Origin of the sequence: Catenuloplanes nepalensis, from assembly GCF_030811575.1 — a bacterium.
Taxonomy (GTDB): domain Bacteria; phylum Actinomycetota; class Actinomycetes; order Mycobacteriales; family Micromonosporaceae; genus Catenuloplanes; species Catenuloplanes nepalensis.
In genome coordinates, this window is record NZ_JAUSRA010000001.1 from 5,489,456 (window position 1) to 5,507,089 (window position 17,634).

The following is a 17,634-nucleotide window of genomic DNA, read 5'->3' on the forward strand; positions in this document are numbered from 1 at the left end:
TGCGAAGCAGACACGGGTCGTTAGGATCCGCACGCAGCTGCAACAGGGGGGACTGGGATGCTGGCGAACACACCATTTCGCATAATCGAGGTGCTGGGATCTTGCCAAGTCGGCACCGTCTGGTCGGCCGTCGACGTGCAGGGCCGGCCGCTGACGGTGGCGGTACTGACCGCCGGTGCCGACGCGCGCTGGCGTGACGCGTTCGCCGCCGCGGCGAACTCGCCGGATCAGCCGCGGCCCGGCCCACCCTTCCTGTACTCGGACTTCACCGCCGCCGAACCCTGGGTGGCCTGCCCGGCCGACGGCGGGCCCGGCGCGGAGCGCATCTTCCTCTCCCTCGGCCAGCAGTACATTCCGGCCACTCCGGGCACCGGCGACTCGCCCGCCGCGAACCCGGCGCCCACCGCTGTGGACGAGCCGACCGCCGACGTCACGGCCGGTGCGGTCATCGCGCCGGGCCCCTGGGTGACGCCGCCACACCAGCCGATCTCGCCGTCTCCGAGCCACCCCGGCCCGGTCCAGCCGGACTCGCCCTGGCCGGCCGGCGACCGGCCCACGTCGGGCGGCCCGGTGTCCGGCCCGCCGGTATCCGGCCAGATCCCCACCTATGGCAGCCCGGTGTCCGGCCCGCCGGTATCGAGCCCACCCATATCCGGGCAGCCGTTCGCCTACGGCAGCCCGGTGTCCGGCCCGCCGGTATCGAGCCCGCCCATATCCGGGCAGCCGTTCGCCTATGGCGGCCCACGCACGCCCACGCCGGACCTCGAGGATCCGTTCACGTCACCGGTGCGGCGGATTCAGCCGGTGCCGCGCAAGCCGCGGCGTACCGGCCGATGGATCGCGATCGCCGTCGCGATCGGCGTGCTGGCCGCCGGCTCCGGCGCCTTCGCCTGGTGGGCGCTCGGCGACGGGCAGCCCGAGGACGGCCCGCGACCGACGGCCGCCGCCGAGTCCGCGTCCGCGTCCGCGTCAGTCCCGGCCGCGCCGCCGCGGGCGCCGGGCATCGAGCCGCCCAAGCCCGGCGAGTGGCCGGCCGCCTGGCCCCGGTTCGCCCCCACCGACCGGATCCGCACCCTCACCGGGCTGGACGGGCTCGGCTTCACTCTCAAGATCCCGATGTCCTGGCAGTGCGTCCTGGACGGGCGCGAGGCGGGTTTCACCCGGTATCGCTGCGGGCTGGCCGCCGGCGACGATGTGCAGACCGGCGGTGAGCTGATCGTCCGCGACTGTCCTGACCAGTGCCCGAAGGACCGGCAGACGACGATGCGCCAGGCCGAGGAGGCGTGGGGTCTGCAGTGGATCGGCGCCGGGCCGACGGCCGCGTACGCGGAGTCGAGCACGTTGCAGATCGACGGAGAGCAACAATACGGCCTGGTCGTCGTGGCGTTCTGGCGCGCCGGCAGCGAGGGCGCGATCGACCGGCAGGTCGTCCTCCGGATGACCGCTCCGGTGGACGGCGCCGGACAGCTCCGCCGGGTGGCCAACTACGTCCGCGACACCACCATTTTCTGAGTCGGCTCGGCCGGCCCACCGCCCACCGGCGCGGCGGGCCGGATCGGTCCCAGCCGCACGATCAGCACCAGCGGCAGCCAGGTCAGGTATCCGGTCAGTGTGGTGGACACGTGCGACGCCTCCAGCAGTGACACGAGGGCCAGCGCGACCAGGAACAGCACCGGGGCCGGCTGACCGGCGCGGGCCGGCGCCAGGGACTGCCGCCAGGCCAGGACCACCAGTCCGGCGAACAGCACGGCCGCCAGCAACCCGCCCACGACCAGCAGGTGGACCAGGACGTTGTGCCCGTGGGTGAACCGGCCGCCGAGCGCGTCCGCGAGCTCGGGACGGTCGAAGACGCCCGGTCCCCAGCCCAGTAGCGGCCGGTCGGCCCACCGGCCCAGCAGCGCCTGCCAGATCCGGCCCCGTTCGGTGAAACCGTCCGGGTCCCGGGTCAGCAGCGGCACCGCCACGACCAGTGCGAACCCGGCCGCCACCGGTGCCGACAGCAGCCAGGCGCCACCGCGCCACCGCCGCGGCGCGTACCGGATGACCAGGTGGACGAGCAGGACGGCGGCCACCGCCAGCTGCGCGGTGCGCGCACCGGTCCACGCCACGGCCAGGAACACGACCAGCAGCATCCCCCCGCGCACCAGGCGGGAGCCGACACCGAAGACGAACGGAAGGCTCAGGGCCAACCCGATGCCGAGCACGTTGGAGTGCAGGAACGGGCCGGCCAGCAGACCGCCCAGCAGCACGCTCTTGTCGCCGGCCGCCTCTCCGGAGATCAGGCCGAGATCCGGGCGGAGCACCGCCATGAGGATCGAGAGAACGGCCGATGCCGTACCCAGGGCTCCGATCGCGACCAGCGCACGCGGGTCCGGCGGGCACAGCCACACCGCCGCCGCGGCCAGCGGCAGCGCCAGCGTCACCAGGCCGGGCAGTTGCTGGTTGACCAGGCCGGCGACGGTGATCGCGACCAGCGGCCCGAGCACCACGATCAGCCACGGCCATCGGTCCGGCCGGCCCCGCAGCACGCCGACCGCGGCCAGGGCCGCGGCGACCGCGACGAAGGCGAGGCTGATGGCGTCGCCGAGGACGTCGGCCACCCCGGGCACGACGTCGTCCGGGGCGTTGAACGCCGGCCGGCCGCTGATGAACATCTCCACCAGGCTGGGGACGACCGTACGCAGCCACGCCAGGCTCAACAGGACGACGGCGCCGATCGTGCCCACGCCGGTACCGCGGGCCAGCCGGACCACCCGGACGACCACCGGACTGCGGTGCATCCAGTCCCGCGCGGCCGCGATGTCGTCGGCGTACGGGACGGTCAGCATGCGCGGCGTCCACCCCGGTCCGTTCCGGACGACGGCCCACACGGCCACGGCGAGCGAGACTCCGTAGCCCGCGAGGCTGGCGACGGCCGCGCCCACCGCCCCGAACGGCGCCAGGACCAGCAGCAGGACGACGCCCACCACCGCACCGGCGACCAGGGCGGCGGACGAGCGGCCCGGCCGGCCGTCGGCGAGCAGGACGGCGCCCATGATGACCACGCTGGTGTACAGCACAGTGGCGGCGCAGAGGATCACGGTGGGCAGCACGGCCGGGGCGAAGGCGCCGCCGAAGACCCATGGCACGGCCAGCGGGGCGGCCGCCGCCAGCGATGCGCAGGCGACCAGTGAGGCGAGCGTGGCCAGCCGCGCCGGCCGGGCGGCCAGACGACGGTCCGCCGCCGACGACCGGCCCATCAGCACGGTACGGGCGGCCACGCCGATCACCATGGGAATCTCCGCGACCGAGACGGCGACGGCGTAATAACCGAGCTCCTTCGCTCCGATCACCGGCAGCCCGATGATCTGGTCCAAACGGGCGGTGGAAATTCCCGCCAGCACACCGGGCAGGCACATCAACGAGTACGCGAGCAGCGAACGAACGGGCACGCCCGGCTCGGCTCGGGCCGCCTCCTGTGGGCCGGCCCGCAGGAGGCGGGCGAGCCCGAGGGCGAGGCCGGCCAGGACCGACGCCAGGAACAGCAGCCCGGCCCAGAACGCGCTGAGGTCGAAGGCGAGACAGGCGATGACCACCATGACGGTACGGATCAGCGCCGGCACCACCTTGACCAGGTTGACCCCGAGGATGTCCGATTCACCGGTCAGCGCTCCGATGAGCAGGTTGGCCAGGATGTGCGCGGGTGCGAACAACGCCAACACCAGCAGCTGGTCGTAGTGGCCGCGGTCGTCGGCGAAGACGAACAGTCCCACCGCGGCGAGCAGCGCCACGCCGAGCAGGCCCAGCGGCACCGCGGCGACCAGGCTGACCGTGGCCGCGGCCCGCCGGGACAGCCGGCCCTCGCGCAGGTGGTAGGTCAGCGCGTCCTGCAGTCCGGCCGTGCCCAGCCATCCACAGACGATGATCGGCAGGGTGATCGCGGCGTACAGGCCGCGCCCCTCGGGCCCCAGCTCCCGGGAGAGGAACGGGCTCGTCAGCAGGCCGCTGAGCGGAATCAGCAGGTTGGCCATGGAGGCCGACGCCATCTTGCGGGTGGACATCAATACCCCTCGGCCGGGTGCAGATATCCGCAGTGGGTCAGCGACCGGACCAGCCGCTCGGCGAAACGCTGTTCCGAGAGCTCGGCGTGGATCAGGCGCGGGCCCTCGACGGCCATCGCGTCGAGGTCCGCCCGCGAGGTGCGCAGAATCTCCTCGGCCAGACTCTGGGGGGTGTCGGCGATCCGCACCGCGGCCGTGGCCGGGACACCCTCCGCGCCGATCGTCGTGCTGAACACCGGCACCGCGTGGGCGAGCAGTGTCAGGGTCTTGAGCTTGACCCCGGCACCGCTCCACAGTGGCACCACCGCCGCCGCCGAGCGGCCCAGAACCGGGCGCAGGTCCTCGGCGTAACCGGCCACGGTGACGCCGTCGTACGCCGCCAGGTCCACCCGGACCCGGTCGGTCAGCCCGGAGCCCACCAGCGTCAACGTGTATCCGGCGCGACGCAGCGGCGCCCAGCCCTCGGCCAGGAAGCGGCGCAGGCCCAGCAGGTTGGAGCGGTAGGCGAAGCTGCCCAGCCAGACCAGCGCTCGCGCGGCCGGCCGCGGCGTGTGCCCGGCCGGGATCGGCACGCAGCTGGCCAGCGTGAAGTTCGCGGTCCGGCCGTGCCATCGCAGCAGTCGCGCGGCCTCCGCCTCGCTGGTGACCGACACCGTGTCGCAGCGGGCCAGCGCCTGCGCCTCGAACCGGGTGGACGCCGTCACCAGGTGCCGGGCCCGCAGTCGATGCGCGACGCCCGACGCCTCGGCGAGGTCCTGACGGCTGCTGTCCGCCAGCACGTTGGCCTTGTCCCAGTGCCAGCGCAGCCGGGTGCCCGCCAGGTACGCGCCGGCGGCCTCGCCGATGGCCAGCCCGAGGCCGGCCCGGGCCCGCAGGCGCACGTGCATCGGCCGGCTGTACCGGCTGCGCACCCACGGTGGCATGCCGGCGGCCAGCGCCTCCGGGTACCGTCCGGCCGGTCCGAGCCGGTCCAGCCGGTACGGGGTGGCCGGGAAGTCCTCGACCCGCACGCCTGGCAGCATCTTCCTCAACTCGTCGACCTGCTCCGGGGTGGTCTCCGCCCGGCGCACCACGAACAGGGTGTACGCCCGTACGCGCGCAAGCGCCCGCAGGATCATCAACACCCGCACCGGATCGCCCCGGTCCGCCGGCAGCGGAAAGAACGTGCACACGACGGTCAGGTCCATCGACGCCTCCGTCGGCCAGGAGCCACCGTCCGGTGCGACGGGCGGGCGAGACGGTACCAGGTCGCCAGCAGCCGCTGCGCCTGCAGCTCCGGCGAGAACTCCGCCGCGACCCGCCCGGCCAGCAGCTCCGCCCGGTGCGCCGCCCGGTCCGGGTCGTCGATCACCTGCTCGATCGCCTCGGCCAGGGCGACCGCGTCGTCCGGTGGCACCAGCCGGCCGCTGTTCTCGTCCACCAGTTCGGGGATACCGGAGACGGCGGTGGTGACGACCGGGACGTGACGGCTCGCGGCCTCCATCAGGAAGACCGGAATGCCGTCGAGGTCGCCGCCGGCGTCGCTCCGGCAGGGCAGCACCGCGACGTCGGCATCGGCCAGGGCCCCGACCGCGGTACCGTGCGGCACGGCCCCGTGGAAGGTCACCGCGGCGCCGACGCCCCGGTCGGCGGCGAGGCGCTCCAACGGGGCCCGCAGGGGGCCGTCGCCGTACACGTCGTAGGTCACGCCACGGCCGGCGGCGACGAGCCGTGCCACGGCCTCGATCGCGGTGTCGATGCCCTTCTTGCCGACCAGCCGGGCCACCGTGACGAGCCGGGTGCCGGAGCCGCCGCGGGCCCTCGACCGGGGCGCCATGACACCGTCGAAGGCGGCGCGGACCACCCCGTGCGGCACCCGTGTCATCGGCACTCCCCGCTCGGCGAGCTGACCGGCGGCCGCGGCGGAGATGACGAAGAGGTGGCTCAGCGCGAGCAGCCGGCGGCGCAGGGCCGCCCGGTGCTTCTCCAGCCGGAAGTCGGCGGCGTGGGCGGTGGCCGTCACCGGCACGCCGAGGTCGCGGGCGACCAGTACGGCGATCGCGGTCGGCAGGTTCACGAAGTGCGCGTGCACGATGTCCGGGCGGGCCGCCGCGACCGCCGGGGCCAAGCGGATCGCGGTGGCGGCGGCCAGCCAGCCCCGCGCGCCGTACGAGAAGCCGAGCGTGCGGACACCACGCACCAGCCGGACCGGGTGCCGGGCCGCGACGCGGGCCAGCAGAGCCGCACGCCCGCCGCCGGCCTCGGTGGCCGGGAAGACGTCGACCGCCGCGCCGGTGGCCCGGACCGCGCGTATCTCGGAGTCGACGAACGTCTCGCTGTAGCCGGTGGGACGGGCCAGCACGTAGGCGATCCGCAACCGCGGCCGGTCCACCGTCGCGCCGGTCACGCGGCCGCCCGTCCGCGCCGCGACACCGCACGGAAGAACTCGCCGTGCGCGGCCGCGCACTCGCGGTCGGTGAGGATGCCGGTGGTACGGAATGCAGCGGCGGCGAGGCGTGCGCGCAACTCGTACGACCCGGCCAGCTCGGTCAGCGCCGCGGCCAGCGCCGCCGGGTCCCCGGGCTCCACCAGCAGCCCGTTGACGCCCGAGGTGATCCACTCGCCGGGCCCGCCGCCGGCCGACGCGATCACCGGCCGGCCGTACGCGAGGCCCTGGAGCACCGCCTGGCCCAGCGGCTCGGGCCGGGTGGAGGCGTGCACCACGACGTCCACGGAGTCGAGAAAGGACGCCACGTCCGCCACGTGCCCGAGGAACGTCACCTGATCGGAGATGCCCAGTTCGCCGGCCCGCCGGCGCAGTTCCTCGGCGTACCCGGTCGCACCGAACAGGGCGGCTCCGGCGAGGTGGGCGCGCACGTCCGTGCCGGCGAAGGCGCGGGCGAAGGCCTCGAGGAAGACGTGCTGCCCCTTCCACGGTTGCAGGCGTCCGAGCATGCCCACCGTCCGTACGGTCCGGCGGACGGTGGGCGGGGTGGCCGGCCGGGTCAGTCCGATCGGGCTGGGGATCACCACGCCGGGCACCGCGGGGCTGAGCCGGCCGGCCGCCGACTCCAACGTGGACCGCGAGTTGGCGATCGCACCGCCGGCCCGGCGCAGCGCCGTCCCGGAGAACGCCGCGAGCGCGAAACGGCCCAGGCTCTCCGCGGTGACCAGGTCGCGCAGGTGCACGACCAGCGGCACGGACGCACCCCGGATCGCCAGCGCGCACATGATCGCGGCGGCCGCGGTGTTGGCGTGCACGACGTCGGCCTCGCCCAGCAGCGAGCTGGACCGCAACGCCCGGGCGCCGGCCCACAGCGCCGCCAGGTAGCGCGCGGCGAGCACCGGGTCGCGGCCGCGGGTGCCGCCGGTGGGCAGCTCGGGCAGGCACCGCCGGACCTCGACGCCGCGGCGCTCCAACGGCGCGAACGCGTCCCCGGCGGCCGTCGAGCCGACGGCAGCCGGCGAGTCAACGGCGGCCGGCGAGCCGACGGCGGCCGGCGAGCCGACGGCGGCCGGCGAGTCAACGGCGGCCGGTGCACAGACGGTTGCCGACCAGGGCGGCTCCTGCGACAGCAGGCGTGCCAGCGCCAGCTCGGCTCCCCCGGCATGCGCGGTGTGGCTGACGTGCAACACGCGCAGCGGCGGGTCAGCCGCACTCATGGTGTATCCACGCGGTCAACTTCTCCTCGAACGCCCGCCGCGAGAAGGTCGCCGCGTTCGCCGTCATCCGCTCCGGGGACAGCTCCGCGGTCCGCCGTACCAGCGGGGCCAGGACGCGCGGGTCCGTGTCGTCGGTGAGCAGGCCGGTCTCCCCGTCCACCACCGTGTCCAGCAGTCCGCCGCGGCGCAGCCCCAGCACCGGCGTACCGCAGGCCTGCGCCTCGACCGGGACGATGCCGAAGTCCTCGTGCACGGGGAAGACCAGCGCCCGCGCGCCCCAGTACAGCCGCCGCAGCCGTTGCGGGTCGGGCCGGACCTCGAAGGTGACCGGAACGCCGGCCCGCGCGGCGAGGCGCCGCAGGTGCGCCTCCTCCGGTCCCGACCCCGCGATCACCAGCGGCAGCCCGGCGGCGTCCGCGACCGCGATTATCAGGTCGAAGTTCTTGTACGGGATCCACCGCCCGACCCCGAGCAGATAGTCGCGCGACTGCGCCCGGTCGGCCGCCGGCGCCGCGGTGTAGAAGTCCACGTCGACCGGCGGATTTATGACCACGGCGTCGCGCCGCCAGTACTGGCGGATGCGGTCGCGCACCTCGCGGGAGTTGGCGGCGTAGCTGTGTACGTGGCGGCTGAGTCGCACGTCGGCGCTCTGCAGGACTCGGCGCGGCCCGGCCAGCAGGCGGCCGCTGCCCCGGCCGTCGAAGTCCGGGCTCCACACGTACCGGGCGGGCGAGTGCACGTAGCTGAGGTAGCGGGTCCGTTCGGGGGGACCGAGCCGTACGGTGTGCGCGAACGCGTGGCTGGAGGAGATGACCACGTCGAACCGCTCGCGGGTCAGCGTGCGCCACACCAGGGGCATCATCGGCAGCGCGGCCGCCTTCGCCGCTCGCAGCGGGGTCCGGGCCAGCCAGGACTCGCGCAGCCCGGGCTCGGTGACATCGCGGTCCTTCCACAGCACGAACCGCTGTCCGTGCGGGATGAGCTCCGCGATGTGCCGAAACACGCTCTCCGACCCGCCGGTCGCGCCGTACCACTCGTGCACGAGCGCGACGGAGCGCCCATCGAGCGACCGGATCCGCTGCTGCGGTTCCGCGCCACGGCCGTGCCCAGCGGTCGTCATCCGGTCCTCCCCCGACATGGACACGACGTTCCGGTGCGGGGATGCTACCGCAGGCCTCCCCGCGCTGACGGTCGCCATGACCTTGTCGTCGGCCATGCGACGGTGATGGATCCACGGCGGGTGACGCGGCTCACCGGCCGGCCGATGGTGATCCACGACAACGCTTCCGCGGTCGGCGACCGGGTCCGCCGTGATGTACCGTTCGGTGATGTCCGATGACGTAGCTCTGCTGCTGCGTCGCGCCGGTTTCGGCCCGACCGCGGCGGAGCTGGCCGCGGCGCGGAAGGCGGGCTACACCGCCACGGTGTCCACAACGCTCTTTCCGCCGGGACCGGACATCGGTGCGAGCAGGGCGCCCATCCCCCAGCTCGGCCGCGACCCGTTCGCCGGCCTGACGAACCCGTCGGAGGCGCAGCGGGCCACCGCCGACGAGCGGCGCCGCGCGCAGGCCGAGCAGCTCAGCCGCTGGTGGCTGGACCGGATGACGGTCGCCGACCACCAGGCCGCGGAGAAGCTGGTGTTCTTCTGGCACGGGCACTGGGCGACCTCGATCACGAAGGTCAAGAGCCCGCAGCTGATCCTCGCGCAGCACCGCACGATGCGTCAGGCGGGCGACATCGGCGCGCTGGCGCACGGCATGGTCGTCGACCCCGCCCTGGTCCACTGGCTGGACGGGCAGCTGAACGCCAAGGACGCGCCGAACGAGAACCTCGCGCGGGAGTTGTTCGAGCTGTTCCTGCTCGGCATCGGGCAGTACGGCGAGACCGACGTGAAGGAGGCCGGCCGGACGCTGACCGGCTGGTGGATCGACCTCGGCGGCGAGCGGACGGTGTTCGACCCGCGCCGCCACGACCCCGGCACCAAGACGGTGCTGGGCGTGACCGGCCGGCTGGACGCCCACGGCCTCGTCGAACTGCTGCTGCGGCACTCGGCGTGCCCCCGCTTCATCGCCTCCCGGCTGTGGTTCCGCTACGCCTCGTCCGCCGACCCGATCCCGGCGGAGGTGCAGGAACGGATGGCCGCCCAGTTCCCCGACCCCCGGGCCATGCTGCGGGTGCTCTTCGCGGAGGACGTGTTCCGGGCCACCGCCGGCACGATGGTCAAGCAGCCGGTGGAGTGGCTCGTCGGCGCGATGCGCCAGCTCGGCGTGCAGCCCGCCGACGCACCCGCCGAGACCATGACCCAGATCCTGGACGGCCTCGCCGGTCTCGGCCAGCGCCCGTTCACCCCGCCCAGCGTGGGCGGCTGGCCGTCCGGCGCCGCGTGGCTGACCTCCGCCGCCGCCAACGTCCGGCTGACCCTGGCGGCCAAGCTGGCCAGGCTGCTGGATCCCGGCCGGATGAGCCCGGAGGACGTCGCCTACCTCCTGGGCATCGACCGGTGGACCGACCGGACGTACGCGGTGCTGCGCGAGGTGACCAACACCCGGCTGTTGCTGACGCTCGGCCTGGTGAGCCCGGAATACCTGGTGACCTGAGATGGGCCTGGTGACCTGAGATGGACCCGGTGACACGACGCCGATTCCTGCTGGCCTCGGGCGTGGCCGGCGGCGCCGCGCTGGCGGCCGGCGCCGCCGGGCTGAGCCTGGCCGAGCTGCTGCGCTCGGCCGACCGGGAGCCGTCCCCCACCTCCGGCGGGCCGGACAAGGTCGTGCTGGTGACGCTGTACGGCGGCAACGACGGGCTGAACACCGTGATCCCGTACGCCGATCCGGGGTACGCGGCGGCGCGTCCCGAGCTGGCCTACCAGCCGGAGGAGGTGCTCCGCCTCGACGACGCCCTCGGCCTCAACCCGATGCTGCCCGGCCTCCGGCGGATGTGGGACGACAAACGGCTGGCGATCGTGCTCGGGGTCGGCTACCCGCGCCCCGACCGCAGCCACTTCCGGTCGATGGACATCTGGCAGACCGCCTCCCCGGCCGAACCGGTCACCACCGGCTGGGTGGGGCGCTGGCTGGACGGCACCAACGCACCGCTGGAGGCGGCGGTCAGCTTCGAGCCCGTGCTTCCGCCCATGCTGGTGGGCCGGTCACGCATCGGTGCCTGCGTGAGCTACCGGGGCCTGAGCCTGCCGTCGTGGGTCGACGCCGACCTGGTGACGGCGCTGGGCCGGGCCGAACCGGGCGAGCCGGAGATGCAGCGCCACGCCGCCGCCTCGTACGGTGACCTGGTCACCATGGCCCATGTCCTGCAGGAGACCGAGCACCCCGGCACGACGCCCGACGCGACCCTCGATGCACCGGCCGCGGCGACCGGGACCGGCGGGGGCAACGAGCTGACCGCCCAACTCGCACTGGTGACCCGCTGCATCGAGGCCGGCGTGCCCACCCAGGTCTACTCGGTGAGTCTCGGTGGGTTCGACACCCACGCGGAGGAACTGTCGGGGCACGAGTTCCTGCTCAAGCAGCTGGACGACGCGCTGACGAACTTCGTCGCCGCGATGGCGCGCACGCCCGGCGGGCAGAACGTCACGGTGGTCGTCTACAGCGAGTTCGGCCGGCGGGTGCGCGCCAACGCCTCCGACGGCACCGACCACGGCACGGCCGGCCCGGTGTTCGTGCTGGGCCCGCGTGTGGTGGGCGGGCTGTACGGCGAGCAGCCGAGCCTGCTCGACCTGGACGACGGCGACCTCAAGGCGTCGACGGACTTCCGGGCGGTCTTCGGCACCGTCCTGGCCTCGGTGCTGCAGGCCGATCCCGCCCGATACATCGAGGGGTACGGCGGATCGCTCCTGCCGTTCATATCGCCGTCTTAGAGCCTGCATCGAAGTGGGCCTCGCCGCAGCCCGGCATCCCACTTCGATACAGGCTCTGATCGCGACCCGCCGATCAACGACCGCCGCCGCGCAGGACCTCCGCGATCGTGCGCAGCACCACCTTGACGTCCAGCCAGAGCGACCAGTTCTCTATGTAGTAGTTGTCGAACCTCGCTCGATCGGAGATCGGCGTGTCGCCGCGCAGGCCGCTGACCTGGGCGAGCCCGGTCAGCCCGACGGGGACGCGGTGGCGCATGGCGTACTCGGGCAGCTCCGCCGAGAACTTCTCGACGAAGTACGGGCGCTCGGGCCGCGGACCCACCACGGTCATGTCACCGCGCAGGATGTTCCAGAACTGGGGCAATTCGTCCAATGAGGTACGGCGCAGGAACCGGCCGACCGGTCCCACCCGATCGTCGTTCGCGACGGACCATCTGGTGTCGCCGTCAGTGGTGGCGTCGCCGGCGGCGGCGCGCAGGGTGCGGAATTTGATCAGTTTGAACGGCTTTCCGTGCCGCCCGATGCGCTCCTGCCGGAAGAAGATCCCCCGGCCGAGGGTCAGCCGGGTGGCGATCGCGCACAGGGCGAAGACGGGGCTCAGCACGAGCAGCGCGAGTGAGGCGACGACGACGTCCGAGGCCCGCTTGAGCACCCAGCGCGGGCCCTCGAAGGCGATGTGCCGAATGTGGACGACGGGGATGGCGCCGATATGGTCGGGCACCCCGCCCTGCAACCGGGAACCCCACAGCAGCGGCACCATCCACAGGTCGCAGGCCGCGCACGCCGGGCTGCGCAGGAGTTCCATCAGCTCCGCCTCGGAGCATCGCGGCTCCGCGACGACCAGCACGTCGGCTTCCACCAACTCGATCGCCTGCTCGATCCCGGCCAGGGTGCCGACCAGCGGCAGCCCTCCGCCGGCCGACGCCTCCCCGGCGGCCGGCGGATCGTCGACGTTGCCGACGAACCGCAGGCCGTAGCGCGGGTTGCGCCGCAGCAGGCGGCCGAGTTCGGCGGCCATCGGACCACTGCCGACGACCAGGGCGTTGTGCGACACCCAGCGCCGCCGGCGGGCGATCAACACCAACGCCCTGGTGATCGCCCGGCCGACGATGACCAGTGCGGCCGAGCACGCCAGCCAGCGCATCATGCCGGTGACGTAGTCGACCGAGTCATGGCGCATCGCCGCGATGATCGCCACGATCCCGGCAGAGGCCAGCAGGCGGGCACAGAGGCTGGGCAGCTCGTCCAGGACGCTCACCTGACGACGCGGGCGGTAGAGCCCGCCCACCGCGAATATCGCAACCGTCAGCGCGGCCGCGAACAGCGTGCCGCGCCAGTAACGGTCGGTGAACAGCAGTGGTGCCAGCAGCGCGGCGACGTCCACCGGCGCCGCGACCATCCAGGCGCGCAGGCCATGGGTACGGGTGGAGGCGCGGGACACCGCGTAGGGAAGCACCACGGTCGGCGCCGCGCCGGCCCGCCCCGGATCCTCCGCCCGGTCGCCTTCCCCCGTCCGGGGGCCGGGTATTCGTGTCCCCGAATCATTGCCCGTGTTCCCGAGACCGACCGATGCACTCGACATACCCATGGGCCCCCCGTGGCCGTTGCCGCGTATCACGTTTACTCAAGCGGCACACAGCAGGATACGGCGGCCGGTCCGCGCTGTGTAGACGGCTTCTGTCATGTTCAAGCGGGCTCGCCCGGTCCGACCGGAGCACGGCGGACGGTCGATTCCGGCGACGGATAAGCGAACACCAGCCCCTGATGCGCCGGCAACCCGATTATCGGACATGCTGTCGAGCCGAGCACGATCGCGGTCGCCGGACAGACCAGCACCTCCGGATCCCACCACTCCGGCCCCGCACCCCGCGGCAACACCGAGTCCACCGCGCCCGCCGGACAAGTGGTAAACCCCTTTACGCAACAGCCCTGCTCCACGTGCTTGTGCGGAACACCGCGGACGATCACCAATGCGACGTCCGCGGCCCCGTCATGCGCCGGCTGCATACCGGGCCGGAGCGCGCAGGGGTTGTTGCGCGACGGGGCTGTTGCGCGACGCATACTCGGTATGCATACTCCGTAGGCATGTCCATTCGCCACGGCCTGCTCGCGCTCCTGGAGCGCGGGCCCATGTACGGCTACCAGCTGCGTGCCGCGTTCGAGGAGAGCGTGGGCGGCACCTGGTCGCTGAACATCGGGCAGGTCTACACCACGCTGTCGCGGCTCGAACGCGACGAACTCGTGCACCCGCTGCCGGAGAACGACGGCGGCCAGCGACCGTACGAGATCACCGAGACCGGCCGGGCCGAGCTGGCACGCTGGTTCGCCACCCCGATCGAGCGCACCGACCGGCCCCGCGACGAGCTCGCGATCAAGCTGGCACTCGCGATGACCACGCCGGGCGTGGACGTCGGCGCGGTCGTGCAGAGCCAGCGCACCGCCGGGGTCCGGGCGCTGCAGGAGTACACGCGGCTGAAGCGCCGCCAGGACACCGGCGATCTCCCCTGGCGACTCGTCCTGGACGCGATGATCTTCCAGTGCGAGGCGGAGATCCGCTGGCTGGACCACTGCGAGGCGACCATCCTGCGCGACCGCCCGGCCCCGGCCGCGAAGCCGGTGGCCCAGGACGCCAGCGCCGACGACCGCGAAGGAGCCGGCCGATGAGCGACGCCGTACTGGAGATCGCCGACGTGCACCGCACGCACGGCACCGGCCCGGCCGCGGTGCAGGCGCTGCGCGGCGTCACGCTGCGGGTTCGCCCCGGCGAGCTGGTCGCGATCATGGGGCCGTCCGGCTCCGGCAAGTCCACGCTGCTCAACCTGGCCGGCGGCCTGGACCGCCCGACCGCCGGCCAGGTGCTGGTCGAGGGCGCGTCGCTCGGCACGCTCGGCAACCGCGAGCTGTCCCGGGTGCGCCGCCGGACCATCGGGTACGTGTTCCAGGACTTCAACCTGCTGCCCAGCCTCACCGCCGCGGAGAACGTGGCGCTCCCGCTGGAGCTCGACGGCCTGAGCATCCGCGCGGCCCGCCGTGCCGCGATCGCGTCGCTGTCCGAGGTCGGGCTCGCGGACCTGGCGGCCCGGTTCCCGGACGAGATGTCCGGCGGCCAGCAGCAGCGCGTCGCGATCGCCCGCGCGCTGGTCGGCGAGCGGCGCCTGGTGCTGGCGGACGAGCCGACCGGCGCGCTGGACTCGCAGACCGGCGAGGCCGTGCTGCGGGTGCTGCGCGAGCGGGTCGACGCGGGCGCGGCCGGCCTGCTGGTCACCCACGAGGCCCGGCACGCGGGCTGGGCCGACCGGGTGATCTTCCTGCGGGACGGCGTGATCGTCGACTCGTCCGGCCCGCTGAGCAGCGCGGACGACCTGCTGGAGCACACCTCATGAGGTCCTGGCTGACCGCGCTGCGGATCTCCCGCCGCGAGATGCGCCGCGCCAGGGGCCGGTCCGCGCTGGTCATCGCCATGATCGCGGTGCCGGTCTGCGCGCTGGGCTACGCCGCCGCGTCCTACGACATGCTGACGCTCACGCCGCGGGAGACCGTCACCCGCAAGCTCGGCGCGGCCGACGCGCTGCTCCAGCCGAGGCTCACCGAGCCGATCGTGCAGGGCGCGGACGGCGAGCAGTGGATGCCGGCCGCGGCGGAGAGCGAGTCCGGGCGCGGCGGGATGACCGAGGCGGAGGCGCTCGACGTGCTGCCCGCCGGCAGCCGTGTCGTACCCATGGCGTTCGGTGGTGAGCAGTTCCGGACCGCCGACGGCGGCCTGGCGAGCGCCGAGATCGCGCAGCTGGACCTGGCCGACCCGATCTTCCAGGGGATGGCGGAGCTGCTGGACGGCCGCGCCCCGGCCGCGCCCGGCGAGGTCGCGATGTCCGAGGCGGCCCGCGCCCGCTTCGGCGACACCATCGCCAGCCGGGAGCGCGACCGCTCCTGGACCGTGGTCGGCACCATGGAGTTCCACGCCGACCTGGGCGAGTTCATGGTCTTCCCACCCGGCACGTTCCCGGAGCCGGGCGGCGTGGGCGCGGGTCAGTGGCTGGCGGACACGCCGGAGCCGGTCGACTGGGTCCAGGTCAACCAGATCAACCGGAAGGGCGTCGCGGTGACCTCCCGGGCCGTGCTGCTCGACCCGCCGGACCCGTCGATCACCGCGCTGCCGTGGGACGAGGGCCAGGGCGTGGGAGCCCGGGGCGTGAGCCTGGTGACCATCGTCAGCGGCCTCGCCATGCTGGAGATCATCCTGCTGGCCGGCCCGGCGTTCGCGGTCGGCGCGCGGCGCCGGCAACGCTCGCTGGCGCTGGTCGCCGCGAACGGCGGCACCCGGGCCCATCTGCGGCGCATCGTGCTCGCGGACGGCCTGACGCTCGGCCTCACCGGCGCGGTCATGGGAGTCGTCACCGCGGTGCTGCTCGCGGTGCTGGCCCGGCCGGTCGCGGAGGAGATGGTGGTCGGCGCCCGGTTCGGCGGTTACCGCTTCAACCTGCCGATGCTCGCCGGGATCGTGCTGCTGGCCGTGCTCACCGGCCTGCTGGCCGCGGCCGTGCCCGCGTTCACGGCCGCGCGCGCCGACGTGGTGGCCGCGCTGACCGGGCGCCGGGGCGTGGTCCGCTCCAAACGCCGCTGGCTGATCACCGGCCTGGTGCTGACCGCGGCGGGTGCGGCCGTCGCGGCGATCGGCCCGCGGGACAGCGCGAACTGGGGCGCCGTCCAGATCGTGTCCGGCCTGGTGCTCGCCCAGCTCGGCCTGGTGCTGTGCACGCCGTCGCTGGTCGGGCTGATCGCCCGGCTCGGCGGTGCGCTGCCGCCCGCGCCGCGGATCGCGCTGCGCGACACCGCACGCAACCGGGCGTCGTCCGCACCGGCCGTCTCCGCCGTGATGGCCGCGGTCGCCGGCACGGTCGCGATCGGCGTCTACCTGGTCAGCACCACGGAGAAGGAGGAGGCGGGCTACCTGCCGGGCCTGCCCGCCGGGTACGTCGGCGTCGGTTACGAGAACTACCGGGAGGACTACGACCGGGCGTCCGAGGGCCGGGCGCGGGCCGCGGTCGAACGGCTGCTGCCGGGCGCCACGGTCACCGAGATGTCCGAGGTCACCTGCCCGGACCAGGGCGGATACGAGAGCTGTTACGCGACCGCGGTCCCGCCGCCGGTCAACCGGTGCCCCGGCGACGAGAACGAGCCGGCCGGCCGTGAGCAGGTCCTGGCGCTGGCCGAGGACCCCCGGTGCGAGCGGGCCTGGCACTTCCCCGGCCCCACGTTCCGGGACGCGGTCGGTGGCCGGGAGACGCTGGTCGCGCTGACCGGCGCGTCCGGCGCCGACCTCGACCGCGCCGTGGCCGTGCTCGACCGCGGCGGCGTGGTGGTCGGCGATCCGTCGCTGCTCGACGACGGCATGGCGCTGCTGCAGGTCGGCCTCACCCGGCCCGGCGCCGACGCGGCGGAGTCCCGGGAGATCACGGTCCCCGGCCACCTGCTGGAGTCCGGCCGGTTCGGCGCGGGCGCCGTGCTCTCCCCGGCCGTCGTGCGGCAGGCCGGCCTCGCCAGCACCCCGGCCGGCCTCGTGGTCGCCACCGGGACCGCGCCGGACGTCGCCGAGATCGACAAGCTCAACCTGGCGCTGGCCGAGGCGGGCAGCGGCTCCGCGTTCGTCGAGCGCGGGCCGGGCGGCGACGAGTCGCCGATGCTGCGGCTGCTGGCCGCGGCGTCCACGCTGATCACGCTGGGCGCGGCCGGGATAGCGACCGGCCTGGCCGCGGCGGACGGGCGCGCGGACCTGTCCACCCTGGCCGCGATCGGCGCGGCACCGCGGGTGCGGCGGCTGCTGTCGCTGAGCCAGTCCGGTGTGATCGCCGGGCTCGGGTCGCTGCTCGGCGTCGCGGCCGGCATCGGATCCGCGTTCGCCGTGCTGGCCGCGCGGAACGTGACGATCGCCGGTGCGTGGCCGCTCGTCCCGCTGTACCCGCTCGCCGTACCGTGGGCGAATCTGGGTTTGATCCTGGTGGTGCCGCTGGTCGCGATGCTCGGCGCGGGCCTGCTCACCCGGTCCCGGCTGCCGATCGAACGCCGGCGCCCGACCTGACC

12 protein-coding genes are annotated in these 17,634 nt (G+C 74.0%); 6 read left to right on the plus strand and 6 right to left on the minus strand.

The window, feature by feature from the left end; all coding sequences use genetic code 11:
- Positions 1–90: 90 nt before the first annotated feature.
- Positions 91–1,512: a hypothetical protein gene (locus J2S43_RS23400; RefSeq protein WP_306832593.1), complete on the plus strand. Its 1,422-nt coding sequence runs from the start codon at positions 91–93 to the stop codon at positions 1,510–1,512.
- Here the strand turns inward: J2S43_RS23400 and J2S43_RS23405 are convergent.
- The 5 genes from J2S43_RS23405 to J2S43_RS23425 are packed head-to-tail and all read right to left on the minus strand — an operon-like array spanning position 1,485 to position 8,802.
- Entirely contained in the window at positions 1,485–4,040 is a 2,556-nt protein-coding gene (locus J2S43_RS23405; RefSeq protein WP_306832596.1) for an O-antigen ligase family protein, read from the minus strand. The two genes, J2S43_RS23400 and J2S43_RS23405, sit on opposite strands and share 28 nt — an antisense overlap.
- A complete protein-coding gene (locus tag J2S43_RS23410) occupies positions 4,040–5,227 on the minus strand; it encodes a glycosyltransferase family 4 protein (protein ID WP_306832599.1) in 1,188 nt (395 codons plus the stop codon). Before J2S43_RS23410 ends, J2S43_RS23405 begins: the two co-directional genes overlap by 1 nt.
- Positions 5,218–6,426 (minus strand): glycosyltransferase family 4 protein, encoded by a 1,209-nt coding sequence (locus J2S43_RS23415; RefSeq protein WP_306832601.1) that lies wholly within the window; start codon positions 6,424–6,426, stop codon positions 5,218–5,220. Before J2S43_RS23415 ends, J2S43_RS23410 begins: the two co-directional genes overlap by 10 nt.
- A complete protein-coding gene (locus J2S43_RS23420) occupies positions 6,423–7,682 on the minus strand; it encodes a glycosyltransferase family 4 protein (RefSeq protein ID WP_306832603.1) in 1,260 nt (419 codons plus the stop codon). Before J2S43_RS23420 ends, J2S43_RS23415 begins: the two co-directional genes overlap by 4 nt.
- Entirely contained in the window at positions 7,669–8,802 is a 1,134-nt protein-coding gene (locus J2S43_RS23425) for a glycosyltransferase (protein WP_306832606.1), read from the minus strand. Before J2S43_RS23425 ends, J2S43_RS23420 begins: the two co-directional genes overlap by 14 nt.
- Before the next feature lie 208 nt (positions 8,803–9,010).
- Here J2S43_RS23425 and J2S43_RS23430 point away from each other — a divergent pair, with 208 nt between their 5' ends.
- Both J2S43_RS23430 and J2S43_RS23435 read left to right on the plus strand, forming a co-directional pair.
- Entirely contained in the window at positions 9,011–10,279 is a 1,269-nt protein-coding gene (locus tag J2S43_RS23430) for a DUF1800 domain-containing protein (protein WP_306832607.1), read from the plus strand.
- Positions 10,280–10,299: 20 nt separating this feature from the next.
- Positions 10,300–11,556 carry a DUF1501 domain-containing protein gene (locus J2S43_RS23435; RefSeq protein WP_306832609.1) on the plus strand — a complete coding sequence of 419 codons (1,257 nt, stop codon included), beginning with the start codon at positions 10,300–10,302 and terminating at the stop codon, positions 11,554–11,556.
- A gap of 73 nt (positions 11,557–11,629) precedes the next feature.
- Here the strand turns inward: J2S43_RS23435 and J2S43_RS23440 are convergent, their stop codons facing one another.
- On the minus strand, positions 11,630–13,015 hold the full coding sequence (locus J2S43_RS23440; protein WP_306832610.1) for a sugar transferase: 1,386 nt from the start codon (positions 13,013–13,015) through the stop codon (positions 11,630–11,632).
- A 626-nt stretch (positions 13,016–13,641) separates the two neighbouring features.
- On the opposite strand from J2S43_RS23440, the gene J2S43_RS23445 reads away from it, so the two are divergent.
- From J2S43_RS23445 to J2S43_RS23455, 3 genes are read left to right on the plus strand one after another with little or no spacing between them, the layout of a single operon-like run.
- Positions 13,642–14,220, plus strand: a complete 579-nt coding sequence (locus tag J2S43_RS23445; RefSeq protein ID WP_306832611.1) for a PadR family transcriptional regulator — start codon at positions 13,642–13,644, stop codon at positions 14,218–14,220.
- Complete coding sequence (locus tag J2S43_RS23450; protein ID WP_306832612.1) at positions 14,217–14,939, plus strand: ABC transporter ATP-binding protein; 723 nt, start codon at positions 14,217–14,219, stop codon at positions 14,937–14,939. Before J2S43_RS23445 ends, J2S43_RS23450 begins: the two co-directional genes overlap by 4 nt.
- Positions 14,936–17,632 (plus strand): FtsX-like permease family protein, encoded by a 2,697-nt coding sequence (locus tag J2S43_RS23455; RefSeq protein WP_306832614.1) that lies wholly within the window; start codon positions 14,936–14,938, stop codon positions 17,630–17,632. Before J2S43_RS23450 ends, J2S43_RS23455 begins: the two co-directional genes overlap by 4 nt.
- Positions 17,633–17,634 lie beyond the last annotated feature (2 nt).

Excerpts from the sequence above, each read along its gene's own strand:
- J2S43_RS23405 (WP_306832596.1), bottom strand. The coding sequence starts at position 4,040 with ATGTCCACCCGCAAGATGGCGTCGGCCTCCATGGCCAACCTGCTGATT.
- J2S43_RS23410 (WP_306832599.1), bottom strand. The coding sequence starts at position 5,227 with ATGGACCTGACCGTCGTGTGCACGTTCTTTCCGCTGCCGGCGGACCGG.
- J2S43_RS23420 (WP_306832603.1), bottom strand. The coding sequence starts at position 7,682 with ATGAGTGCGGCTGACCCGCCGCTGCGCGTGTTGCACGTCAGCCACACC.
- J2S43_RS23425 (WP_306832606.1), bottom strand. The coding sequence starts at position 8,802 with ATGACGACCGCTGGGCACGGCCGTGGCGCGGAACCGCAGCAGCGGATC.
- J2S43_RS23430 (WP_306832607.1), top strand. The coding sequence starts at position 9,011 with ATGTCCGATGACGTAGCTCTGCTGCTGCGTCGCGCCGGTTTCGGCCCG.
- J2S43_RS23435 (WP_306832609.1), top strand. The coding sequence starts at position 10,300 with ATGGACCCGGTGACACGACGCCGATTCCTGCTGGCCTCGGGCGTGGCC.
- J2S43_RS23445 (WP_306832611.1), top strand. The coding sequence starts at position 13,642 with ATGTCCATTCGCCACGGCCTGCTCGCGCTCCTGGAGCGCGGGCCCATG.
- J2S43_RS23450 (WP_306832612.1), top strand. The coding sequence starts at position 14,217 with ATGAGCGACGCCGTACTGGAGATCGCCGACGTGCACCGCACGCACGGC.
- J2S43_RS23455 (WP_306832614.1), top strand. The coding sequence starts at position 14,936 with ATGAGGTCCTGGCTGACCGCGCTGCGGATCTCCCGCCGCGAGATGCGC.